The organism is Pectobacterium sp. F1-1, from assembly GCF_025643735.1.
GTDB lineage: Bacteria > Pseudomonadota > Gammaproteobacteria > Enterobacterales > Enterobacteriaceae > Pectobacterium > Pectobacterium colocasium.
Genome location: NZ_CP104733.1, coordinates 3675155 through 3699462 on the forward strand (window position 1 = coordinate 3675155; position 24308 = coordinate 3699462).

21 protein-coding genes, 1 tRNA gene and 5 pseudogenes are annotated in these 24308 nt (G+C 49.8%); 8 read left to right on the forward strand and 19 right to left on the reverse strand.

Translation table 11 applies throughout. The features are described from left to right. Positions 1-83 precede the first annotated feature (83 nt). The 7 genes and pseudogenes from NAL19_RS16430 to NAL19_RS16460 all read right to left on the reverse strand — a co-directional run. A pseudogene (locus NAL19_RS16430) lies at positions 84-283 on the reverse strand (capsid portal protein); the annotation flags it as partial. A 249-nt stretch (positions 284-532) separates the two neighbouring features. Beyond that, positions 533-2860 (reverse strand): phage/plasmid primase, P4 family, encoded by a 2328-nt coding sequence (locus NAL19_RS16435; RefSeq protein WP_263057901.1) that lies wholly within the window; start codon positions 2858-2860, stop codon positions 533-535. Positions 2861-2870: 10 nt separating this feature from the next. Further along, the gene (locus tag NAL19_RS16440) at positions 2871-3083 is read right to left on the reverse strand and encodes a hypothetical protein (protein WP_039508802.1); all 213 of its coding nucleotides are present in this window, start codon (positions 3081-3083) and stop codon (positions 2871-2873) included. After that, complete coding sequence (locus NAL19_RS16445; protein WP_039508738.1) at positions 3076-3273, reverse strand: host cell division inhibitor Icd-like protein; 198 nt, start codon at positions 3271-3273, stop codon at positions 3076-3078. The genes NAL19_RS16440 and NAL19_RS16445 overlap by 8 nt, the downstream gene beginning before the upstream one ends. Positions 3274-3320: 47 nt before the next feature. Continuing rightward, positions 3321-3620: pseudogene (locus NAL19_RS16450) on the reverse strand (ash family protein); the annotation flags it as partial. Between the two features lie 8 nt (positions 3621-3628). After that, positions 3629-3853, reverse strand: coding sequence for a hypothetical protein (locus NAL19_RS16455; protein WP_039508739.1), 225 nt, complete (start codon positions 3851-3853; stop codon positions 3629-3631). Then, the gene (locus NAL19_RS16460) at positions 3850-4110 is read right to left on the reverse strand and encodes a helix-turn-helix transcriptional regulator (protein WP_039508741.1); all 261 of its coding nucleotides are present in this window, start codon (positions 4108-4110) and stop codon (positions 3850-3852) included. Before NAL19_RS16460 ends, NAL19_RS16455 begins: the two co-directional genes overlap by 4 nt. On the opposite strand from NAL19_RS16460, the gene NAL19_RS16465 reads away from it, so the two are divergent. From NAL19_RS16465 to NAL19_RS16475, 3 genes are all read left to right on the forward strand, one after another. Further along, positions 4097-4231: a hypothetical protein gene (locus NAL19_RS16465; protein ID WP_263057902.1), complete on the forward strand. Its 135-nt coding sequence runs from the start codon at positions 4097-4099 to the stop codon at positions 4229-4231. The two genes, NAL19_RS16460 and NAL19_RS16465, sit on opposite strands and share 14 nt — an antisense overlap. A gap of 417 nt (positions 4232-4648) precedes the next feature. Beyond that, positions 4649-5479, forward strand: a complete 831-nt coding sequence (locus tag NAL19_RS16470; RefSeq protein WP_263057903.1) for a capsid size determination protein — start codon at positions 4649-4651, stop codon at positions 5477-5479. After that, the gene (locus NAL19_RS16475) at positions 5409-5657 is read left to right on the forward strand and encodes an ogr/Delta-like zinc finger family protein (RefSeq protein ID WP_072037848.1); all 249 of its coding nucleotides are present in this window, start codon (positions 5409-5411) and stop codon (positions 5655-5657) included. Before NAL19_RS16470 ends, NAL19_RS16475 begins: the two co-directional genes overlap by 71 nt. Positions 5658-5968: 311 nt before the next feature. Here the strand turns inward: NAL19_RS16475 and NAL19_RS16480 are convergent, their stop codons facing one another. The 3 genes from NAL19_RS16480 to NAL19_RS16490 form a co-directional block, all read right to left on the reverse strand. Further along, positions 5969-8692, reverse strand: coding sequence for an SIR2 family protein (locus tag NAL19_RS16480; RefSeq protein ID WP_263057904.1), 2724 nt, complete (start codon positions 8690-8692; stop codon positions 5969-5971). Further along, a complete protein-coding gene (locus NAL19_RS16485) occupies positions 8689-9861 on the reverse strand; it encodes a tyrosine-type recombinase/integrase (protein WP_263057905.1) in 1173 nt (390 codons plus the stop codon). Before NAL19_RS16485 ends, NAL19_RS16480 begins: the two co-directional genes overlap by 4 nt. Before the next feature lie 162 nt (positions 9862-10023). Then, positions 10024-10099: transfer RNA gene (locus NAL19_RS16490), tRNA-Thr, on the reverse strand. Between the two features lie 526 nt (positions 10100-10625). On the opposite strand from NAL19_RS16490, the gene NAL19_RS16495 reads away from it, so the two are divergent. Then, positions 10626-11099 (forward strand): hypothetical protein, encoded by a 474-nt coding sequence (locus tag NAL19_RS16495; protein ID WP_225085546.1) that lies wholly within the window; start codon positions 10626-10628, stop codon positions 11097-11099. A 297-nt stretch (positions 11100-11396) separates the two neighbouring features. Here NAL19_RS16495 and proA read toward each other — a convergent pair whose 3' ends face one another. The 3 genes from proA to crl all read right to left on the reverse strand — a co-directional run bounded on the left by proA (position 11397) and on the right by crl (position 14262). Continuing rightward, the gene (proA, locus tag NAL19_RS16500) at positions 11397-12650 is read right to left on the reverse strand and encodes a glutamate-5-semialdehyde dehydrogenase (RefSeq protein WP_263057906.1); all 1254 of its coding nucleotides are present in this window, start codon (positions 12648-12650) and stop codon (positions 11397-11399) included. Between the two features lie 10 nt (positions 12651-12660). Next, the gene (proB, locus tag NAL19_RS16505; RefSeq protein WP_180740672.1) at positions 12661-13764 is read right to left on the reverse strand and encodes a glutamate 5-kinase; all 1104 of its coding nucleotides are present in this window, start codon (positions 13762-13764) and stop codon (positions 12661-12663) included. Positions 13765-13887: 123 nt separating this feature from the next. After that, complete coding sequence (gene crl / locus NAL19_RS16510; protein WP_225085548.1) at positions 13888-14262, reverse strand: sigma factor-binding protein Crl; 375 nt, start codon at positions 14260-14262, stop codon at positions 13888-13890. 182 nt (positions 14263-14444) lie between these two features. Between crl and NAL19_RS16515 the strand changes: the two genes are divergently transcribed. Next, entirely contained in the window at positions 14445-14780 is a 336-nt protein-coding gene (locus tag NAL19_RS16515) for a 5-carboxymethyl-2-hydroxymuconate Delta-isomerase (protein ID WP_225085549.1), read from the forward strand. Positions 14781-14987: 207 nt separating this feature from the next. On the opposite strand, the pseudogene frsA reads toward NAL19_RS16515, so the two are convergent. Beyond that, positions 14988-16234 (reverse strand): annotated as a pseudogene (frsA, locus tag NAL19_RS16520) (esterase FrsA). Positions 16235-16493: 259 nt separating this feature from the next. After that, a complete protein-coding gene (gpt, locus tag NAL19_RS16525; RefSeq protein WP_010282559.1) occupies positions 16494-16952 on the reverse strand; it encodes a xanthine phosphoribosyltransferase in 459 nt (152 codons plus the stop codon). 330 nt (positions 16953-17282) lie between these two features. Here gpt and pepD point away from each other — a divergent pair. Then, positions 17283-18741 (forward strand): annotated as a pseudogene (gene pepD / locus NAL19_RS16530) (beta-Ala-His dipeptidase). A gap of 80 nt (positions 18742-18821) precedes the next feature. Here the strand turns inward: pepD and dinB are convergent. After that, entirely contained in the window at positions 18822-19880 is a 1059-nt protein-coding gene (dinB, locus tag NAL19_RS16535; protein WP_225085553.1) for a DNA polymerase IV, read from the reverse strand. Positions 19881-19955: 75 nt separating this feature from the next. Continuing rightward, positions 19956-20756 (reverse strand): helix-turn-helix transcriptional regulator, encoded by an 801-nt coding sequence (locus NAL19_RS16540; RefSeq protein ID WP_263057907.1) that lies wholly within the window; start codon positions 20754-20756, stop codon positions 19956-19958. 295 nt (positions 20757-21051) lie between these two features. Between NAL19_RS16540 and NAL19_RS16545 the strand changes: the two are divergent. Both NAL19_RS16545 and dpaA read left to right on the forward strand, forming a co-directional pair. After that, a pseudogene (locus tag NAL19_RS16545) lies at positions 21052-21831 on the forward strand (class I SAM-dependent methyltransferase); the annotation flags it as partial. 257 nt (positions 21832-22088) lie between these two features. Continuing rightward, the gene (dpaA, locus tag NAL19_RS16550; protein WP_225085556.1) at positions 22089-22823 is read left to right on the forward strand and encodes a peptidoglycan meso-diaminopimelic acid protein amidase; all 735 of its coding nucleotides are present in this window, start codon (positions 22089-22091) and stop codon (positions 22821-22823) included. Here dpaA and NAL19_RS16555 read toward each other — a convergent pair. Both NAL19_RS16555 and lpcA read right to left on the reverse strand, forming a co-directional pair. Continuing rightward, positions 22794-23561 carry a class II glutamine amidotransferase gene (locus NAL19_RS16555; RefSeq protein WP_225085557.1) on the reverse strand — a complete coding sequence of 256 codons (768 nt, stop codon included), beginning with the start codon at positions 23559-23561 and terminating at the stop codon, positions 22794-22796. The two genes, dpaA and NAL19_RS16555, sit on opposite strands and share 30 nt — an antisense overlap. Positions 23562-23611: 50 nt before the next feature. Continuing rightward, positions 23612-24193, reverse strand: a complete 582-nt coding sequence (lpcA, locus tag NAL19_RS16560; protein ID WP_005975726.1) for a D-sedoheptulose 7-phosphate isomerase — start codon at positions 24191-24193, stop codon at positions 23612-23614. Positions 24194-24308 lie beyond the last annotated feature (115 nt).

Below are 24308 nucleotides of genomic sequence, written 5' to 3' on the forward strand. Positions count from 1 at the left end.
AAATGAAAAGCTAAGGTTCAAGAGCTTTAGCTTTCTTTGCATTAATTAATAATTATATAGTCTAAGAATTAGCATTTCATGAGCTAACCATTTATTTCTTTCATACGCGCCTGAATTGGTGTTAGTTCGTTGATCACAAAATGAGACTGCTATTTTCAACCTTACTAAATCCGTCCGTATTGTTTGGAATTATCCTCATCATTGGCGGCGGAACCCGGTGAGCGGCCAGCATATCATCACGGCTCACATTCTTGATATTCGAAAACTTATCCTTGGCCGCTACTGTAAGTGTCTCGTTAAAAAGGATCATTCGCTTATGGAGAGTTTATGTTAAATTTTGTTTAGGTTCCTTTAAAGCCAATGTCCGCTGTTCGCTCAAGGCTGCCTGTCAATACAGTAGGTGATTTGCGCCCGTTTTTTTGTTGGAGATGGTCAAGTAAGATGCAATGACGCAGATGATGAGCCACTCATCACCGTTCAAGATATTTTGACGTAAAAAACCGGCCGGAGCCGGTTTTGTCGTTTCTGGTGCCTACCTCGCTATCTCACACTTGGGCAGCCAGTCGGCGTCGGATTCGTCTTTCAGTTCAAGATTGGTCTGTATGCCCTGATTGGTTCTGCCTTTGAGGTACGTCTGCCCGTATTCCGACATCATGTTAGGCAGCACCTTACCGAAGGCCGTCAGGCTGATGGGCTTCTGGTGGCCGTGCGACTCCATAAAGGACAGGTAAGCGTGGTACAGGTATTTACGCGGGTTACGGGGCGTAATGTTGGCGTTGCCCATATACAGCCCGGTGGTGTCACTGTGTGCCAGCAGGTAGCCGCAAAAATCAACCAGCGGGTCAGCCTGTCGTTTGATTTCCAGCGCCTCAGCGGAGTGTTGCTGTGCCTGTAACAGCGTCCGGGCGTCGTTCGGGTCGGCAAAACGTTTCATCAGGTGACGCACTATCACCGCCAGCTCTGTGCGGATTTTCTCTTTCAGCTTGGGGTCGCGTTCGCTGGCCGGGATAGTTTCGCCGAAGTGGATAATCACCCGGCGACGCGATACGCCGCCGCTACGGTCGCTAAAACGCATCGGCGAGTTGTTGACGGCCAGAATCACCGCTGGAATCCGGGTGGAATAGGCGTCACGGTATTTTGGGTCAACCATCACCGCATCGCCGCCGGTAATGGCCTTGATACCGGCACCGTCACCGCTCCATTTCTCTTGATCCGGCAGTACGATGAGTGAGAAGCCAATAATCGACGAGCGCTCACGGGATGATTCAATGGTGTTGATGGTCGCCGCCGTGGCGTTATCGTCCCCGGCCAGCATGATGGCGATTTCCGCCAGAATACTTTTGCCGCTGCCTCCGGGGCCGGTGACTTCAAGGAACAGTTGCCAGTCGTAGCAGTTCGCCAGCACCATAAACAGCGCGGCCAGAATGCGCTCCTGTTTATCAGGGTGGTTTCCGGCTGCTCGGGTCAGCCAGCGCCAGAAGTGCGGCGCGTTGTCGGCAAGGTTTTCCCCGGCCTTAAACGGGGTGTAATCCACGTCATTCACGGTATGCAACCAGTGCTCCCGGCGATGAGGTTTAAATTCCCCGCTGACAGTATCAAACACGCCGTTACGAAAACCGATTAACCGGCGCTGGGAGGCTTCCTGCATCGGAACAATCAGTTTCAGCGTGTTTATCACACTGTCTATACCCGCTGCGGTAAAGGGTGCCTGTATCTTCTGAAACAGCGCGGCGATATCGCGGCTTAACAGACGGTGAGGCAGGACTTTCCATGCGCCGTTCTGGTACTGGAAGAACGTTTCCCCGAACGCGTCAATTGCCAGCGTGTCGCGGTAGTGTTCACGTATCTTCTCCGCTTTCTCGCTGGCGCTCATGGCTTTGAATTCGGCCTCGCCCAGCGACTCAAACGGGCTGACTGGCTCTGGTTGGGTAAACGCATTCAGGTGCTGCCGGGTAGCGTCAGCGCCTTCAGTAAGATAAACATCATTCCAGTCACCAAACACCGGCGGCAGCGCGACACGGCCATTGACGGCAGCGGCGGCCTGTTCCGCTTTGGTCTGCCCGGTGCCGTTCTCGTCCCGGTCAGCCGCTATCAGCAGCGTGACCGCCGGGTAGCGGGTTTTCAGCTCACGGGCAAGGGATGGCAGGTTGTTAGCACTGAGCGCGACATACACCGCATCACCGGTTAACTGATGCAGCGTTAAGCCGGTGGCGTAGCCCTCGGCCAGCCAGATAACGCTGGCCTGTTTGCCGCTGAAACAGTGAAAGGTGCCCTTGACCTGCCCGCCTTTCAGCGTGCGCTTGTCGCCCTGTGCGTTAATAAGCTGGAGATTGACCACTTCACCGTCCGGTGTGGTCAGCGGCACCAGTACATCGCCGGGCTGATAGGTGATACCGCCCACGCGCAGCGGCTTACCCTGTAGGGTGGGTACAGCGATATCTGGCCAGCCTTTGGCGCAGAGATACGCATTGCCGGGTTGTGTCACCGCCTCTTTCAGTTTTGCCTGTGCCTGAACCGCCGCCCGTTGCCGGGCGGCCTCGCTGTCTGCGTCATCAGATGTTGATGCTGCCGGGCTGTCCGGCTGGTCGCCCAGCCATGCGCCCACTTTCAGGGCGGCTTCTGTCGGCGTCAGGTTCAGGGCTTTCTCAACCAGATTCAGGCCGTCACCCGCGCCGCACTGGTTACAAATCCATGTGCCACGCCCTTCTTTGTTATCGAAACGGAAACGGTCTTTGCCCTCGCACATCGGGCAGGCGGTATGCTGCCCGGTGGCATCAATGCGAATACCCACAGCCGGGAGCAGTTGCGGCCAGTGGCCGCTGGCGCGTTTCACAGTCTGTGTCACGGTAAGGTGTGCCATGCGTTGCCCCTTAATGCAGTGTGGTGTCGGTGTAGTCAACATCGCTCAGGTCGCCGAGCGCGTCGGGTGTATCCAGCGTGGCCGAGAGTGCTTCCAGCCGTTCGGCCAGCACAAACAACAGCACCTCTTTTGCCATCGGGTTATCCAGTTCAATCACGGCATGGGTTAAGGCGCGGCACTGGTCGGTCAGCTCTTCCGGGGTCAGGGGCGTGTCATCAAACATGGTGCGTACCCCGCAGCGGCAGACGGCCAGCAAACGACAGCACATAGTCACGCGCCAGCAGACGGCGGGCGCTGATTTCATCCGGGGCGATAACGGCTTCACGGTGCGGCAAGGCGCGTAATTCGGCGCGGCGCACGGCCAGAAACAGAAAGGTAAATTGCGGGTGTGACGGGGTGGGGGTCGTAGCCATATGGCAGTCTCCGTTGAGTAGCGAAAGCTGCTACCACCGGAGTTCCTACACTCATGGGTGGTAGCCCAGACGGGGGTAGGAATACCGGCCTCAACGAACACCGGCCAGCCCGAAGGCTGCCCCGCCTGAGCCACCATAATCTGGATGCAGTTACGGCGTAAAACATGCCGCATTTTATGCAGGTGTGCTAAGGCTGCGACGTAAAAAAAGACGCATGGCGCGTCTGGTGTCGCCGTTGAGTAACTCGGGTTCCTACGCCCGACTGCCGATTTTGCGGCAGCGACGAAACTATAACGCCAAAAAGCCCCGGCAGGCAAGCCGGGGAAACGGATAAATTGCGCAGTCATGAACAGCCTCAGCAGTTGGTCAGCGCATCACCGGCACGGGATGCGCAGTAACGCCGGGGAGAATCAGAGGCGGCGGGCGTTGGTGCAATGCTCAGCAGCAACGCGCCGAAACGCTGTTCACAGGCGGCAACAGTGGCCGGGTTACGGATAGCGGGAAACAGTTGGTCGCACAGGCTGAGGGCTTCGCGTTCATCGAGTGTGACTGACTGCCCGGCGATAGTTAAGGTGATCATGCGTGGTTCTCCTGTTGACGGGCGGCGATACGTTCGGCCACCCAGTGATGAATTTCGGACTCAACCCATGCGACGTTCTTCCCACCCAGTGGGACTCGGGCGGGAAAGGCCTTGCGGCTGCTCAGTTCATACAGCGTTGAGCGAGAAATGCCGGTGACGTGCAGCACTTCCGGTAAACGCATTAAGCGCTCTCTGACCGGATGCTGTGACATCGGGGGCATAGCAGGAATAGGAGTTGGGGGTGTGGCTGACAACACGTGGCGCTACCTCGTTAATGTCCGCCCGGCTCTGGCCGGATGGCGCTGGATTTCTCTGGTAGCTCGCTATTATGTGAATATTTTCGGAGCTGGCAACAAGGGGCTGTTGTGTGATGAATGAACAAAGTAAAGGCGGAAAGTTATGTTAATTCTGATAGTTATCGGTAGTTACTGAATATTGCTGAGTTGAAGAAAAGTACCTTGCCCATCCCTATTAATCCTTACGATATTGATAGCAAAAAACATGGGAAAAACGGCTCGCCAGAAAAAAGGCTCAAAAAACCGAGTGAACAGTGTGAACACTCGGTGAAGAGTTATTCATCAACTCTTCACCTCTTTATTTATTGATTTATCTATTCTTTTTTCTCAGGTGAAGAGTGGTGAATAGTTTTATAAAAGAGTTAGTTCTCAATTGGGGAAACGGCCTGCTGTCGAGATTGTTTTGTGTGGGAAGTGGCACAACCAGCTCAGATAGCGGGAGTTGTGTGGTGAATTGCACAATAGCCACCAGACACTCACCCCATACAGAGAAATGACCATGAGCCAGACAACAACACCAGACACTAAGCCCGTTAATACCCTGCCAGAGACGCTGAAAAGAGCGACTAGCTATTACCTGAGAATGCGAGAAGAACACATCGTTAACGCAGGTGAACTGGATAATATCGATACCGCGATTAATCGTGCCAAAGAACAGAAAGCCAGCACTGAAGCGGAAAATCAGCTTTCTGATACCGACTGGCGCGCACGTTTTCTTGCGGCACGTGGCGAAATGACGGAAGAACTGAAAAATCAGCAGCTACAACGGCTGGCACAACGCGAGCTGACACAGGAGTATGATGGGTTGCTGGCACAGTTGGAAATCGAGCAACTCAGGCAGAAAGCGAAATGCCATGCATCAGCAAAAGATTGCTGTGATGCTCACGCAAGCGCCCTGCGTGACTACGCTGAATGGGAATTTAATCAGGCATTAAATAGCATCAGCACAAACCTGATCAGGGCGATTGAGTTAAAGCGGCGTATGCTGGATATCACCACATCCGAATCTAAACAGGGTCTCGCCTATCAGAAACCCGAAAAAGTAATTATGGATTTGATTACTAATAATCTCCGGGTGAAAGCGGATAACTACCGCTTTGATATGAGTAACGAGGAAGTATTGTCATCGCTGGGGCTTAATGTTCCCTCATTGCCGCATTCCTATTTTGAGCCCGTGGCAAGCCCGGCACAAAGAATGAAATTTTTCTGTGAATTAAAAGAAAAAGAGGAAGCGTTAAAAGTTCGGGGGCCAAAAAAGCATGATGTCTTGCCCGTTCTGCGGCCATGCTGCCCATGCGCGAACCAGTCGCTCGTTATCGGAGAACGTTAAACAGCGCTATCACCAATGCCGGAATATTGAATGCTCAGCAACTTTCCGCACACTGGAATCGATAGAGGAAATTATTCAGCCATCGAACCGAAAAGATTTACCGGTGCCGGATATTCCGTTATCTCCGGTCATGCAGAAAAAATATAAGCATTACCCAGCCTCAGCCCTGCGGAATTAATTAGCCAGATTATAATTTCATTACCGTCAGTCTCAGGAGGTCGCCCGCCATTGCGCGGGCTTTTTTACGCGCTTTTCTCTCTGGCTAGCGATTTTTTGACCGTGCATGCATACGGTGCATGGAATTGCATGCATGAGAAGGCTTCAAAAACGCCAGTTTCCCTTTGCTACAAGGCTTCTGGAGCAATTTGTACCATGCATGGAAAGTGCATGATCTAGTGAGAGCGGGCAGGCGGGGAGAGGGTGCGCGCGACGGGATAGAGTGCCGTGGGGTAGGATTGCGCGCTAACCCCAAAAACAATTTGAAATTTATTAATTTTCAAATTTCTTAATAATCTCTTCTATTTTATTGAGTGCCGACGTGTACTCTTTCATCTCTTTTTCTTCAACCAAATATCTCAAGACATGTTCATATGAAAGAGCTTCTGTAGAATATTTATACTTTCCAAATTGCCCCATTGCTTCTTCAGCCTCTTTAGCGAGTGATGTATCAATTGAAGTTATTCCTGATGCCATCAAAAAAAGACCCAACCTCAATTTTTTATTGGGATTAAGTTTTGATGACGGAATTGACTTAACATAATCAACAAGTATTTCCTTTACCGTATCATTAGCAATCAAATACAGCCCATATATAATAGTTTCTACAGAGCGAGCTCTATCATCATCTTTCAAACTCGATAATTTCATCACCAATGCTTTTGCGGTATCTTTATCTTCATATGTTATTTTTAATTCTTTAGCGACTAAAAAAATATTTAGAACACCTTTTGTAATAAAAGCTATTCTTTCAGAACCATTTATTCTCCACTCAGCGAGTTTAGTTACAATCAAGTTAATTACTTTCTCTACAAAATCTTTATTGTAATCTAATAAAAGCCTGTTAAAACCCAAAGTAATGAAATCTTCTATAGCGTCAATTAACTGAATGGAATTAGAGTTATGGTTTAGCAACTTAATGACCATGTCATAAACCGTGCTTTTATGATTTTCAATCTCCTTTGAGTTTGAAAACAAAAATAATAGCTTAACAATATAATCATCGCCTTTACTGTAAAATTTACTATCAGTAACATATGACTCAGTTAAATTTAAAAAAACACGTTCCACTAACCATCGAGCATCATCATCACATACTTCCAACAACAAATAACTCTTATTCCTATTACTTTTAAAGTACTCGCGTAGTTTTTTGCTTTCAATATACTTTATACAAGAAAATAACTCTTCCTTTTTTAAGGTTATACAATCTTCTTTCTTTTGCTTGGTGATAATTATTTGTATAAATTTATTGATGGCGTATCGAAACTCTTTATATACGTCAATCAAAAAACCATTTTTCATTACAAAATTAACTAAATTCATATGTAAGAATTCAGGCTTGAATTCTTCAGAGTCCCAAGAGAACAAACTATTGCTATTTTTCCTATCCTTGGCCTTTATCAAAAGTGAGTCAATAGTATAGTTAAAATTAAACAGATAATTAAAGTTGACCAATTCTAAAACCATCGACGCTGAGCGCCTTATCTTTCTAGGAAACCCTTCGAAAATATCAAGAATATTGTTCGACTCGATATCATTATATTTATCATTCGTCGAGAAACCATATTTTAACTGATGAAGAATAACATTTTGATTGAATAGAGTAAGCAAAAGTGATGCATAGTTTTTAAGTTTTAGATCGTAAGCTATTAGATCTTCTGATGCCATGTACGCTAATTCATTATGCCCATTCTGATAAAATATATACGGATCAACACGGTCATAAGTAAGATTGATTGATGACCTACCTTTCCTTGTATAATCAAATTCCTTTTCATAATTAAAATCAAAATGAATGTCATTTAATTCGCTGTCATTAATATCACTAAACACTACCGCACTTTCTTTTTTCTCATCTACAATTATTCCACTAATGTCAGCCTTTTTCAAAATATCATATACAGATTCTAATTTATTAGTAATGACTTTATTTTCTTTTTCGTCATTTTCTTTCACGATTTTCACAAATTGTAAATAAATACTTCTTAAACTTTCATTGAAATCCATCGTAACTTCTTCACTATAAAAACGCAAAAATGCACGAGGATTACCATCCATGTTAGTATAAACCAAACCACAGTTAGTCAAACTTTTAACTACCTGCTCTGCAAGAATTCCCTCCAGGGTATTTAGGGGCAACAATCTATTATGAACTTGTTTTATTATATTACTAGGTGAAACACTGGAAATATTTCTATTTTTAATCAACAGTAAAAAGTTATATAATTGACTTGTATAATGGTTATTAAAGTGATCTACCGCAGTTTTATCATCTAATATTAGCGTTGTAATACCATGACTTAACAAATATTTAGATTGAGCAGGATCTGCTTTGAAGACTGCCAAGAACATTGGCGGCCTTATATTTGAATGATTTTGAGTCCATTTAATAATTTGCTTAATATCAAAGTCATTATAAGAATAGCCAAGAAACAAGACAGTATGTGTAGATAAGATACTCTTAATATAATTTGAAACTAATGGGAAATTATACTCATAGTTTATGTAGTCATCTTCTTTAAACACGATATTATGATTCGTGAAATCTCCGTGCATTTTAATTAGTTTTTTATCTAAACTAGATTTCATTAAGTCTTTATCGCTTGCGACTAAACCATAAATATACGCATTATCACGAATAACGCTTTCAAGTATACAATCCCAATTTGTTGTTATGACAACATGAGGGTTAATTTCAAAAATTAACTTATGTATTTTTGAGGGAGGTATATCTGTAGGGAAAAATGATTTTATTTTCTTATAATATAAATTCTCCCCAAACTCTAGAAAATATAACTGAGCAACTTTCAGGTAATCAACTTCATAATCGATATTTAATTCCATTTTTAACTCTTCGATTAAATCTCCCCAACTAGGTAATTTTATCATTTCATTTTCAGAAGATTTTGAAACGCCAGCACCAACAAATATCGCAAGTGAATCTTCATCAACAGCATTTAAAATAGTATCGATATGTTTATTGTTAATACTCATTTCACATTCCATAAATAGTCTGAATACCATTGTAACATCTTTGCACGCCCATCAAGATACAGCGCATGATTATAAGTTCCACGAATACTATTTTTATCCACATGCGCCAACTGCATTTCAATCCATGCAGAGTCATAGCCTTGTTCATGCAAGATAGTGGACATGGTATGCCTGAAGCCATGCCCCGTTAGCCGTCCCTCATAACCTATATGCTTTATCATACGGTTGATGCTTCCCTCGCTCATGGGCTTATTGGGATCGTTCCGACCGGGAAACACATATTTATAGTTGCCGCTGATGGTTTGTAACTGGCTTAACAAAGATAGCGCTTGTGTGGACAAAGGGACAAGATGAGAACGCCGCTTTTTCATTCTTTCCGCTGGAACTTCCCAGATTGCGTGTTCGAGATCAAATTCTGACCACTCCGCTGAACGGAGTTCTATCGTTCTCACACCGGTTAACATCAGCAGTTTGGCCGCGATTTGCACTAATACGCTACCGGTATAGGACTCAACCGCCTGAATGAACGCCGGAATCTCATCAGCTTTAAGGAATGGGTAATGCTGTGCTTTGTGCGTGGTAAGTACACTAGTCAAGTCCGCCGCTGGGTTGATCTCTGCCCTCCCCGTTGCGATTGCATAGCGGAATACCTCGGAACAACGCTGGCGAACCTTTTTCATTTTCTCTAATGCGCCGCGCTTCTCCATCTTGCGTAGCACATTAAGCAGTTCTAGCGGTTTTATCTCCGCGATGGCGCGTTTCCCCACATAGGGAAAAATATCATTCCTGAAGGCTTCCATGATGTCAGAAGCGTACCCCGCAGACCAACGCGCACTTTTCATGGAGTGCCACTCACGCGCGATTATTTCAAAGGTATTCTCTGATTCAGACATCAGATTAAGTTTCTGTGCTTTGCGATGCTCGCTTGGATTAATACCGTCTAATACCTGCTTACGGGCCTCATCGCGCTTTTTACGTGCTTCAGCCAGACTCACCAGCGGATAAGGACCGAAAGATATCATCTTGGGCTTACCGCCAAAACGATAGCGGAAACGCCAGCTTTTGCTGCCGCTCGGTTCAATGAGTAAAGACAATCCTAAACCGTCACCGAGTGTATAGGGCTTTTCTTCAGGCTTCGCGCTGCGAACCTGCATATCGTTGAGTGGCATGTGTATAGGCGTCCTTTATCTAACCTGTCTATACACAATCCTATACACATTTATAGCCGGATGTCACTGGACAATATCGGACGCATACGGACGTAAAAGCAGTAATTATCGTTGATTTAAAAGGATTTTATGGACGTTTTTGGATGTACTCGGATGAGTTAGTGGTGCCGATAATAGGAGTCGAACCTACGACCTTCGCATTACGAATGCGCTGCTCTACCAACTGAGCTATATCGGCTTTGGGATCGTCGTGGCAAGAACCAGACGCGAACTACGGGGTGACAAATTAGTGATAATGGTACATCAAGTCAAGCGTTTGGCGATCGTCTGCTGGTTTTATCATCATCCTGTTGAAGATGATACGGTTCTGATAATTTTCCGTACTAATAATACTGCATGCTATAGCTTTTGGGCTTAACGGAGAAGCCAGAATCTGGATTCTCTATCACCTTGCTTCGGGAGCCGATTCCAGACAGATAATATCTGACTATACAAACGCTGCTCATTTTTAAGCAATATATTTCCCAGTAGAGTAGGAACGTTACAATAAAAATAACTTTTTACCTTTATGATAAAAATGAAATAAGTCTCAACCAAACGGTCATTTTGTTTTAGGAGAAATCCCTATTCTTTTTATTTATTATTTTTCTCTACTACTGCCAAGGCAATAAGGATGCTGTCTATACGTTAATGCCAAAATAATATCTCACCATCAAAATATTATTTTCGGCATGACAAGAAAGTACCGTGAGAGGGTGTGAATAATGAAGATGAAAACACTATTTTTAGGCTTGTTATTGGGTACAAGCTATATCGGTATGGCTGCAGCGGATAGCTTTGCCTCAGCAACCGCCAGTGCTCAGTCGACTCATGATGGCAAAACTGAGCGCGTAACCAAAACTGAATCATCATCGGGTCAAGGGATCAGTCACGTCAGTGCTAGCGCTCATGCCGGTACTGTGGGTGAACCGCAGAAGACAAGCAACAGCGAATCTCACTTCCGGGATAAAACTAATGCCATCAAAGCCGATATAAAGGCAAGAGAATCAGAAAATAAAAGCAGGGAAGAAAAAGTCAAAGCCGATGTGAAATCCAGAGAAACTGAAGCCAGAAAAGATGCCGAAAAAGGCTGGGCTGATGCCAAAACTAAAGCGGATAATTTTAACAGTCGTGCGGAAAAACAGGCTCGTGAAACGGCCCGTTCAGTCCACAATGCAGCAGAGAAGCATCAGCATTAATAAATAACGCATTATTGCAGCATAGGAAAAAATTACTATTTATCCTCCGATAGCCAGACAGACTATGTATTTGTGACACGTTACACAAAGCATAGTTTGTTACTATTGGAGGATATTTCTCTAATGTAGTTACTTTATTGGGTTTCTATTATTGCATTAATTTTTAATTAAAAACAACACCACAAATAAAAGAATCACGGCTGGAGCGAGATGTTTTATTTAAAAAATAGCGAAATAAAAGAACGGAGTGAAAATGACGCTGCGCATATCACTTTGCTATGCGCAGCCATTAAACGATTAGGCGCGAATCAAATTGTCGCCATAACCAATCCACTTATAGGTGGTCAGCGCTTCCAACCCCATTGGACCACGCGCATGCAGTTTCTGGGTGCTGACCGCCACTTCAGCCCCCAGACCAAACTGGCCGCCGTCGGTGAAGCGCGTACTGGCGTTGACATACACCGCTGAAGAATCCACTTCACGTACGAAGCGTTCCGCATTGCTCAAGGAGCGCGTCAGAATCGCATCAGAGTGCTGCGTACCATGCTCGCGAATATGGGCAACCGCCGCATCCAGGGAGTCCACCAGCGTGACGTTCAGGTCATTAGAGAGCCATTCATCGTTATAGTTAGCCTCTTCCACCGCAACGACGCTTGCCGGGCCACCGGTCAGGTAAGGCATCGCGGAAGGACTGGCATGGAGCGTCACACCTGCCGCCGCCATTTTCTTGCTCAGTTCAGGCAGGAAGCGGTCAGCAATATGTTGGTTGACCAACAGCGTTTCCAGGCTGTTGCAGGCGCTAGGACGCTGCACTTTGGCGCTTTCAATCACCGTCAGCGCCTTGTCGAAATCAATGCTGTCATCCGCATAGATGTGACAAACACCAATTCCACCCGTGATAACCGGAATCGTCGATTGCTCACGGCATAGCTTATGTAAGCCAGCGCCACCACGAGGAATCAGCATATCCACGTAGCGATCCAACTTCAGCAGTTGGTTAACCAACTCACGATCCGGGCTTTCAATCGCCTGTACTGCGGCAGCGGGCAGGCCACACTGCGACAGCGCCTGCTGAATCACTTTTACCGTCGCCGCATTGGTGCGGTACGTTTCTTTGCCACCGCGCAGAATCACCGCGTTACCGGTTTTCAGGCACAGCGATGCCACATCAATGGTCACATTCGGGCGCGCTTCATAAATCACACCGACCACGCCCAGCGGCACGCGGCGACGTTCCAGCTTCAGGCCGTTATCAAGCATGCTGCCGTCAATCACCTGCCCTACCGGATCGGTCAGGCGACAGACCTGACGCACATCGCTGGCAATCGCGCTCAGCCGTGCCGGCGTTAAGAGCAACCGATCCAACAATGCGTCACTCATACCATTTTGGCGCGCATCGGTTAAATCCAGCGCGTTAGCCGCTAGAATCGTCGCACTCTCGGCTTCCAGCAAATCCGCAATCGTCAGCAGCGCACGATCTTTTTGTGCCGTACTCAAGACCGCCATCTGATAAGAGGCCGCTTTTGCCGCTTTACCCATTTGTTCAAGCATCGCGAACTCCTTAATTAATAATCATATCGTCGCGATGGATAGCCACCGGACCATATTCGTAGCCAAGAATCTCGGCAATTTGTTGAGAGTGGTGTCCGGCAATCATACGCAGCGCATCGCTGTTATAGCGTGTCACTGCATGCGCCACATCGCGCCCCGCCAGACTACGCACGCGGATCACTTCACCGCGAGAGAAATTCCCTTCCACGCTACGAATGCCTTTCGGCAGCAGCGAACTGCCGCGTTCGAGGATCGCCGAAAGCGCGCCGTCATCAACGGTGATTTCCCCCGCCGGCGGTGCGCCGAAAATCCAGTGCTTGCGGCTTTCCAGCGGCGCATCCAGCGCATGAAAACGCGTTCCGACGGAGATATCCGCAATCACATCGCCGATAACGCCTGGCTTGCTGCCTGCGGCAATCACCACGTCGATACCGGCACGGCAGGCCACATCGGCAGCCTGTAATTTGGTCGACATACCGCCTGTTCCGAGGCCTGACACGCTGTCCCCCGCAATGCTGCGCAGTGCATCGTTGATGCCGGTCACTTCACGGATCAGCTCTGCATCAGGATTATTGCGCGGATCGGCGGTAAACAACCCGGCCTGATCGGTCAGCAGCAGCAGCTTATCTGCATCAGCCAGAATCGCCGCCAGCGCAGACAGGTTGTCGTTGTCACCCACCTTGATCTCGGCGGTGGCAACGGCGTCGTTTTCATTAATCACTGGAACAATATTGTTATCCAGCAGCGCCCGCATGGTGTCGCGCGCGTTAAGGAAACGCTCACGATCTTCCATATCCGCACGCGTCAGCAGCATCTGCCCGACGTGGATGCCGTAGATGGAAAACAGTTGTTCCCACAGTTGAATCAAGCGGCTTTGACCCACGGCGGCCAGCAGTTGTTTGGTCGCAATCGTGGCCGGGAGTTCGGGGTAACCCAAATGTTCACGCCCGGCGGCAATCGCCCCTGAGGTGACAATAACAATCCGATGCCCTGCCGCATGTTGCTGCGCGCACTGGCGCACCAGTTCAACAATGTGGGCGCGGTTAAGACGGCGCGAACCGCCGGTTAGCACGCTGGTGCCCAGTTTCACAACCAAAGTCTGGCTGCCGCTCATAATTTCTCTGCCGTTGGATGTCAAAAAATAAGAATAAGGAAAACGTTGTAGCAGGACAGACGCGTTATGCCAACAGGCATAACGCGAAAACCTGCGAATAAATCGGGGATCGTCAGGGAAGCATCACGGTCGTGCGACGAGGGTACAGGCGGGTTCCAGCGAGTGCAGCAGTTTCTCCAGTCGGACATGGAAAGCCTGTTTAGCATTTTCCACCTGTTCCATCACGGCTTTGTCCTTGATTTTTTCCTCACGCCAGTTGCCCTGTTTATCAAACAAACCGTAGTGATAGTCATAGGCAAACGTTTCGCCGGTATCTTCCAGATTCAACCACCAACCCCAGAACTCGCGATTTTCCGGTGCGGGTTTGATGTTGACGCAAACCGCCAGGCAATCAAAGAAGAACCCAGTATTCTCGCACTGCGCTTCACGGATATAAGGTCCCAGTGCCGTAAAATTTTTCATGAGTCGGCTTTTGGAGTGTCCACTCGGTAATATCATCTACGCTCTCCTTTGGTTGAACCTTCTTTTTAGCAGAGAATGGCAATTTATCAACTACCTGCATGACAACTCACGTCTATCCCTCTTGTTCGAGCAGGCTTTCCTGAAAAAGCATTGCCGCCCGACACGGAGTATTCAATACTCTGGTCTCTTCGTTTCCGTTAATTGAGACGTGACACCTTATGCCACATTGTATCGCCGAACATTCGTCAAACATTGATGTAAATGCCCTGCTCCCTGCGATCTATCGCGGTGCACTCGAATCTGGCTTGTTTGCCAGTGACGGCAGTGACATCAAAGTCAGATCCCTTGCTTACGATAGCTACACGACCGGTGGCGAACGAGCCAGTTTCATTCATGTGGTAATCAAGGTGCTTTCAGGGCGGACGGGAGAGCAGAAAAGTAATCTCTCCAATCTGGTACTTCAGAAGATCGAAGCACTTGGATTGAAGGATCTGTCGGTTACAGTTGAAGTGATTGATATGGAAAGACTTTACTACGCCAAAAAGATCCTGTGATCGACGTAATACTGTTCACTTAAGCGTGGATTTAGGGGGGAAACACGGTGATGAGGTTCCCGCAGGGATACCTCGCACCGTGGTAGCCCCCGGTATCTCGATTCTTAAACGATCGGCATTACTGTGATCGACGGCGATTATCTGGCAGGAACAACGGTCCGTGTAGCGAAGATTCGCCTGCACAGACCGTGCGTTACAACTGCTCTTCTACACTTTATCCTGCAACCATCCGCTGATTTGCTGTAGTGCGCGGTGGAAATTCTGGTACACCGGTGAGAAATTAACCGGCAGCAGTTTCCCTTGTGCGGATGAATTCACAATCAGGCTGGCTTCTTCTTTCGGGCAGAGCGGATCGTTATCCCAGTAGCCTGCCAGCATCGGCGTCGGACAGCGGCGTCCTAACAACCCTGCGTTTTCAGCGAATAGCGCCCCAGCTCGGTTTTCAGCGAGGAATCCGTCGAGAACGGCATACCCAGCCGACTCGCCAGCACATCCATAAACATATCCGGTACCTGCTGCTGACGATTTGGTTCGCTTAACAGGTGGTGCACCACGGGGCCGAGACAGGCCACTCCGCGTAAGCGCTGCGATTCCAGATATGCCAGCCGAACGGCGATATTGGCGCCAAAGCGGAAGCCAAACGCGACCACACGGGAGTGATCGACCCACGGGACATCCGGCAGCGCACGCAAGACCTGTTGATGCAGAAAACTGGAATCCTGAGTCAATTTCCAGCGGGAAGAAAATCCAACGGAGGGGACATCAATCGTCAGCATCGCCATGCCCGCCGGCGCAAAATAGTCCTGAAACAGGCGATGATAATCGCTCTGCAACATTTCCAGGCTGCCGCACATCAGAACGGTAGGGAAAGGTGCTTTCGCTTGCGAGGGCATATGCAGAAACCCGGTCAGCGTGCCACCGCCCGTAATCGGGAAGGTTAGTTCTTTGAGTTCATAAGGCAGGTATTTAGCAGCCTCTTCATAGGCGCGGTTTGCCAGCGTTTGCGCCTGTTCTGCCAGTTCATCGCCTTTAATATGTGGATACGCGGCAATACTGTAGAGGTTGGCAGCCTTCAGCCAGAACTGCCCGGTCTGCGCGTCATCGCCGCTCTCTGTTGCTCGCTGCTGCCAATCTGCCCCCTGCTTCACCCATTCATAAATCCAGTTACCACCCCGGTAACCGATCACCGTATCAAGCAGTTGCTCGTTGCTTCTGTCCGCCTTGCTGGCAGCGATACGCGACAGCACGTCTTCGATTTCCCACGGGTCGACGCCACGCCAAATCCACATCAGCCGGTTAATCATGCGATACCAACTGCGGGTCTTTTCCCCTTCCAGCGTAGAATGCAGCCCCTGCACATCCTGACTATTCCGCGTACGTCTGACCAACGTCGAGGTTTCCGGATGTTTAAAGGATGGTTTGAATAGCGTTTCAGACAGGTTAGCTTGCGCCACAGCAGCCTCCGTTAATGTGAACCGCTGTTAGCGGACATCAGACGACTTCTTCGTCACCCGCTAAAGTGTAACGAACTCAGGCCAGAGAAGACAAATGCCTGCGGCAGAAACATACGTTTGGATCAAAGCCTGCGGCAGAAATGATGCGGATGAGAAACCGCTATCGATAAAAATAATCATGATCAAAAACAACAATCACCATAAACAACAATGCCCGGCTAAACCGGGCATTGGTGAAAACGAAGATTCGCTCAGGCGATTAACGACCAGACAACGGCGGAACAAATACCACGCCCATGTCCCACGGCTGTTCAATCCAGGTATCCTGCGGGATATCGATCACGTAGTCGTCAACCAGCGGCTTACCGGCTGGCTTGGCGAAAATGGTCACGAAGTGCGCTTTCGGATACATATCACGAATTGCCTTCGCCGTACCGCCCGTGTCAACCAGATCGTCAATCACGATAAACCCTTCGCCATCTCCCTCGGCACGCTTCAGCACTTTCATTTCGCGCTGGTTGTCGTGGTCATAACTGGAGATGCAAACGGTATCAACGTGACGAATGCCCAGCTCACGCGCCAGCAGTGCGCTTGGCACCAGACCACCACGGCTAACGGCAATGATGCCTTTCCATTGATCGGCAGGCAGTAAACGCTGTGCCAGTTTGCGGGCATGAATTTGCAACATATCCCAGGTTACGACGTACTTTTCGCTCATAAAATATATCCCAGCCGGATAAAAATCGGCTTAATTTGAGTCTGAGGGGGGAAAAAGGTTGCGCGAGATTATAGATAGCCGACAACATAAAAACCAGTTTTTCTCAACGTGAGAGCCGAGTTTTTCCCGTCAGCCGCCGCCCTGCCAAGCCCGTTGGTTCATATTGCAGCAGGAAAAATCAAGCAGGGCCGACGGCAATTCCCCTGCTTCGATGGAAAATGATATTCTGTTGTGACACGCCATGTTATGTGGCTCACCGCGATTAACTTTTAACCTGTAGCCCTGCCCGCCAGAACGCGAAGGCGTGCCGCTAAAAAGGAGACTGAAATAGTGTCTGAATTGTCTCAACTTTCCCCAGCCTCTGTGGGATATTTTCGCCAAGATCTGTTCCATTCCGCATCCGTCTTATCATGAAGAAGCGCTGGCTGCACACATTCTGGAATGGGCTAAAGAGAAAGGCATTCATGCCGAGCGCGATGAGGTCGGCAATATTCTGCTGCGCAAACCGGCAACCGCCGGCATGGAAAATCGCAAGCCTGTCGTATTGCAGGCGCATCTGGACATGGTGCCGCAGAAAAATAACGACACCGTACACGATTTCACTACCGATCCGATCCAGCCTTATATTGACGGTGAATGGCTGAAGGCGCGCGGCACCACGCTAGGTGCGGATAACGGCATTGGTATGGCCTCTGCACTGGCAGTGCTGGCCGATCCGAACGTCGAGCACGGCCCGCTGGAAGTGCTGCTGACGATGACGGAAGAAGCCGGAATGGATGGCGCGTTTGGCCTGCAACCAAACTGGCTTCAGGGCGAAATCCTGATCAATACCGATTCGGAAGAAGAAGGCGAAATCTACATGGGTTGCGCAGGCGGTATTGATTTCATTACCCGTCTGCCGCTCGAACGCGAAGTGCCACCAGTTGGTTACCACACGCTGAAGCTGACGATTAAAGGGCTGAAAGGCGGCCACTCCGGCTGCGACATCCATCTGGGACTGGGCAACGCCAACAAGCTGCTGGCACGTTTCCTGTTCGAGCAGGCGAAAGCGCTGGATATCCGCATTCTCGATCTGAACGGCGGGACGCTGCGTAACGCGATTCCGCGTGAGGCCTTCGCCACGCTGTCTCTGCCAGCCGCTAACGTCGAGTCGTTAAAAACGCTGAGCCAGGAATATCTGGCGGTGCTGAAAAATGAACTGTCTGCCGTTGAGAAAAACCTGACCGTACTGGTGGAAGCCAGCGACAGCAATGAGCACCCACTGACGCAGGACAGCCGCGATCGCCTGCTGGCTCTGCTCAATGCCACGCCAAACGGCGTGATCCGCATGAGCGACGAAGTCAAAGGCGTGGTGGAAACGTCACTGAATCTGGGCGTTGTGACGATGGAAGACGACCACGCGGAAATTATCTGCCTGATTCGTTCGCTGATCGACAGCGGTAAAGATGCCGTCGTTGGTACGCTGACGTCGCTGGGCCAGTTGGCTGGTGCGAAAACGTCACCGAAAGGCGGCTACCCAGGCTGGCAGCCGGATGCGCATTCACCAGTCATGGCGCTGGTGCGCGAAACGTATCAGAAACTGTTCAACAAGACGCCGAACATCATGGTGATTCACGCCGGTCTGGAGTGTGGTCTGTTCAAGAAGCCTTATCCAGAGATGGATATGGTTTCTATCGGGCCAACCATCACCGGGCCGCACTCGCCGGATGAACAAGTTCATATCGGCAGCGTGGATCTGTACTGGAAATTGCTGACAGAACTGCTGAAAGCGATTCCGCCACGTGCCTGATCGCTAACGAATAACACGCACACGAGTAAACACAGGGCGACGGGGAGATGTCGCCCTTTTTTATCCTCAACCACACCTCTTTACCCCCAATCAAACACCAGCTGTCGCTCAATTTGTGGGTCGAGCAGCGTTACATGCAGCCCCACCAGCCGGACGCCTCTGGATTTACGCCGCTCCTGCCAGGTTTGTTGCGCGATCTTCAACAGATCCTGTTTATTCAATATCGGCCACACATGTTCCTGCGTCGTTTGCTGAAAATCATCAAACTTGAGCTTTACCCCCTGACGCGCAATGTGCAGATCGGGCTTAACCCGTTTCAGGCGAACTTCCAGCTCCTGATAAAGCTGTTCTATCAGACTTTCACACTGTTCCCAGTCGTGGATATCCTGCGCCAGCGTCTTCTCCACGCCAACTGACTTCCTCAACCGATCGGGGGAAATCCGTCGCTCATCAATCCCCTGGCATCGCTCCCACAGCACACGGCCAAACTTACCGAATTCTTTAAGCAGATCCGCCAGCGCATATCCCCGCACATCCGCACAGGTATGCAGACCGCGTTCTTCCAGCCGTTTCGCCGTCACTTTCCCGACGCCGGGGATTTTCTCCAGCGGCAGCGCCAGCAGGAAATCATCCACCTGATCGGGTGTGATCACATATTGTCCATTCGGTTTATTTAACTCTGACGCGATTTTCGCCAGAAACTTGATTGGCGCAATCCCCGCCGAGGCGGTCAGATTCAGTTCATCCGCGATGGTTCGACGGATTTCTTCAGCGATGCGCGTCGCCGAACCATTGCAGTGCGGGCTATCGGTGACATCCAGATAGGCTTCATCCAGAGAAAGCGGTTCGATAAGCGATGTGTAGCGGGCGAAGATATCGCGGATTTGGCGGGAGGTGGACTTATACACCTCCATACGCCCAGGTAACAAGGTAAGGTGAGGACACAGGCGCAAGGCCGTTGCGGTCGCCATCGCGCTGCGAACACCGTAACGTCGGGCAGGATAGTTAGCGGTGCTAATGACACCACGACGATCGGCGCTCCCGCCAATCGCCAGAGGAATATCGCGCAGGCGCGGGTTATCACGCATCTCAATTGCTGCGTAGAAGCAGTCCATATCAACATGAATGATTTTGCGCATACTGGCCCTCTGACAACACTGTATAAATATACAGATCAAAGTCAGTATAGACAAGCAGCGCAATACCGCCCACGTTTACTGCGCGATCAGCATCACCAGCTTCAATTCCCCCTGTCCGGCAGGATGGAAAGTCTGTTGGTGATAGGCCACATCCCCCAACAAAGGGTAGTGGAAACGTCGCTCGCCACCTTCACGGGCGGTTACCGCCTGCTGCGACCACCAGAGATTGAACTCGCGGCTTTCTTCACACAGCGCCATCACGACTTGCCGCACAGCCTCGGCAGACACGTAATGGCTGGATTCCGCCCGAAACTCCGCCACTACCCGTTTGGCGCGTTCTGACCAATCAACCACCAGCGATCGTGCCAGCGGATTGAGAAACATAAAGCGCAGCAGATTCGGTTCGGGATCGGTTCCCAGCCATCCGAAAAACAACTGTTCCGATGGCGCATTCCACGCCAGCATGTTCCAGCAGCCATCCAGAAGATACGCAGGACAGGTAATATGGTGCAGGCTGGCGGCAACCCGCGTATCCAGCGACGTTGCCCTGCTCTGCTTTTGAGGGTCCTTCACGCCAGCCAGACTAAAAAGATAGTCATGCTCTGCGGGTTCCAGCTTTAACGCCAGCGACAAGCGAGTCAGCGCCGAGGCTGAAGCAGACACGTCACGCCCCTGCTCAAGCCAGGTATACCAGGTGGTGCTGATTCGGGCGATTTGCGCCAACTCTTCGCGGCGTAATCCGCTGGTGCGTCGCCGTCCGGACGCTGGCAGGCCGACCCTTTCCGGCGAGGTCCGCTCACGCAGCGCCCGTAAAAAAGCCCCCAGTGCCTTTGGGCCGCTCAGAGAATTGGCAGACATAAACGAATTTGCAGACATAACCCGGTGTCCTTTTTATCCCGCCCGCTCAGGCAACTTGCGATGGCAGCAGCATCAGTGAAAGCGGTGTTAATCAAACAGGGAGTATTTTATACCCGTATAAATGCTCATATTGTACCCGTATTTTTCTCTCACTATAGTGTTCTTAAGCCAAAGACAGTGTTCTTAAGCCAAAGACAGTGTTCTTAGACCAAGGATGTTCTTAGACCAAGGATGTTCTTAGACCGACGTCTTCTTTAGTGGCTGGCGCGCCGCCGTTTACCCCTGATGAAACAAGAACAATTCAGATAGAGCGAGAGCAATGATGGAAGAAAAGCAGAATCATAATCGTCGCGTCGAACATCAGTTCGGCTCACAAGCGCAGAACTACCTGACCAGCGCGGTGCATGCGCAGGGCAAAGATTTAACCCAGTTAGCGGCTTTATTAGCGCCTTTCCCGCAAGCGCGCGTCATCGATGTCGGCTGCGGTGCAGGACACGCCAGCTTCGTTGCCGCACAGGCCGTCGCAGAGGTTGTTGCCTACGACCTGTCTTCTCAAATGTTGGAGGTTGTCAGTCAGGCTGCTGCACAAAAAGGGCTGAATAACATCCGCGTTCAGCAAGGCGTAGCCGAGTCTTTACCGTTCGAGGATAGCAGTGCAGATATCATCATCAGCCGTTACTCTGCGCATCACTGGCATGATGTCGGGCAGGCGTTACGTGAAATGCGGCGCGTCCTGAAACCGGGCGGGCGCGTAATCATGATGGATGTCGTTTCGCCCGGACATCCGCTGCTGGACAGCTACTTGCAGACGGTAGAGAAGTTGCGCGACACTTCACACGTGCGTAATTACGCACCGGGCGAGTGGCTGAGTCTGTTTACGGAAGCCGGGTTCATCGTGCGTAACGCCACCAGCGACAGGCTGACGCTGGAGTTCAGCAGTTGGGTTGCCCGTATGCGTACGCCAGAACATTTCACAGTGGCGATTCGTGAACTGCAAAAAACGCTGGCGGACGAAGTGATACAGCATTTTGAAGTACAGGCGGACGGTTCGTTTGTCACCGACATTATGATGATAGAAGCCACCCGCGCCTGACCCGCTTTCTCCTACCATTAATAACCTCACACGTAGCAGCCCGTATCCATTCGGGCTGTTTTTTGTAAATGTTATTTTTTAGCGCTTTTCAACGCTTGATTAATATGAAACCAATGATAATGTGATTTCGTTTTCGTCGTTATCTATTCGCCGACGAAATATATACCGATAACGGCTGTCCTAACACTTTCGCTAACACACCAGTAGCGCGACGCGGACGCCGCGTGTAGCAGGCAATTTTATTATCAGGAACCATAATGCAAAAAATCGCGCTGTCGTTTGCGATGTTGTTTTTTTTGCCTTCTCTTGTTGTTACCAGCGCCGCCAGCGAGACCGCACCGCCGCTCGCGCCGATAGCAAAAGAATTAAAACAGCAATTATTAGGCTCTCCGATCTATATTCAGATCTTTAAAGAAGAGCGAATATTCGAACTCTATGCGAAAGTCGGCAACGAATACCGTTTATTGGACCAATACCCAATCTGTAAATATTCGGGCGGATTAGGGCCAAAACGCGTTGAAGGCGATTTAAAAAGTCCGGAAGGTTTCTATCAGGTCGATCTGCGTCAGTTAAAACCAGACAGCCAATATTACCGCGCGATCAATATCGGTTTCCCCAACGAGTATGATAAATCACAGGGGTATTCCGGCCGCTATTTAATGATCCACGGCGAATGTGTGTCAGTTGGCTGTTATGCCATGACCAACACCTACATGGATGAGATTTATCGCTATGCCGAAGCAGCGCTACGCAACGGGCAGGCGAAGATTGATATTGCCATCTACCCGTTCCGTATGACGGAACAGAACATGCTGCGCCACCGTAATTCCACCTACGCCAGCTTCTGGAAACAGCTTCAGCCGGGGTATGCCTATTTTAATCAGCACAATCAGCCGCCAGCCATCACTGTGTTTAATGGGCAATACGTCGTTAACCCACCGTTGATGACCAGCCAGCCAACCTTAAAGTACGCGCTCGCCGAAACAAAATAGAACGAATTCACCTGGCATGATTTGATGCCAGGTTTCGTTGCCCGTTAGCGGCTGCGTCGCCAGTACCGTGACGACATCATTGGGTGTCGTCTGCTGCTGGAAATCAATCTCCACATCCTGATCCAACAGCGTCGCTTTACCAAACGGCGCGCGACGGGTGATCCAGTAGAGTTTGGTTGAGCAATACCCCATCACAAAGCGCCCGTCCGACAGCAGCATGTTAAACACGCCTTTCTCCCGCAGGACATCCGCCTGTTTCGCGATATAGCGGAACACCGCAGGCCAGTTGCCCGGTGTGCGCGGATAACGTTCGGACAATTGAGAGAGCAGCCAGCAGAAAGCAAATTCGCTGTCAGTCTGGCCTACGGGGCGAAACATGCCCGTTTTTAGGGTGTTGTAACCTTTCAGTTGCCCGTTGTGGGCGAACGTCCAGTTCCTCCCCCACAGCTCGCGGGTAAAAGGATGGGTATTTTCCAGCGACACCGCGCCGCGATTCGCCTGCCGGATGTGTGAAACCACCGCACATGATTTGATGGGATAATCCTGCACCAGCCGGGCAATCGGCGAGTTATAGCTTGGCAGCGGATCTTTAAACGTGCGACAGCCGTTCCCTTCATAAAAGGTAATTCCCCAGCCATCCCGATGCGGCCCGGTATTCCCACCGCGTTGTATCAGCCCGGTAAAGCTAAAGCAGATATCCGTCGGTACATTCGCGCTCATCCCCAGCAGTTCACACATCTGACTTTCTACCCTTCCCTTCTCGCCTTTTTAGAGCATGTTAACGTGGCTTACTGATCTGCCATTTCTTTTTCAATCAACTGAATCAGGATGTGAATCGCTTTGATATGGATCTCCTGAATACGGTCAGCATAGCCGAAGTGCGGAACACGAATTTCCACGTCGGCTGAACCTGCCATTTTACCGCCGTCTTTCCCGGTCAGCGTAATGACCTTCATGCCTTTCGCTTTTGCTGCGGCAATCGCTTTAATAATGTTGCCGGAGTTACCCGAAGTGGAAATGCCCAGCAGCACATCGCCTTCACGCCCCAGTGATTCGACATAGCGGGAGAAGACAAAATCATAGCCAAAGTCATTGCTGACGCAGGACAGATGGCTCGGATCGGAAATCGCAATAGCCGGATAGCCAGGACGGTTCTCGCGATAGCGCCCCGTCAGCTCTTCAGCAAAGTGCATGGCATCACAGTGTGAACCACCGTTACCACAGGAAATCACTTTACCACCCGCTTTGAAAGCGTTAGCCAACAGCACCGCAGCGTTTTGGATCGACTGAATGTTCGCATCATCACTCAAGAAATTATTCAGTGTTTCTGCCGCTTCTTTCAGTTCACTACGGATTAAATCCTGATACATGGAATCCTCTCATTTTGTCTGGTGACAGTATCATCTTCTGCCATGCAGTGTAGCGGATCGTACTAACAGCGAGAAGCGCGTAATCACGGGATCGAGAGGATCGCTGACGCGCGTC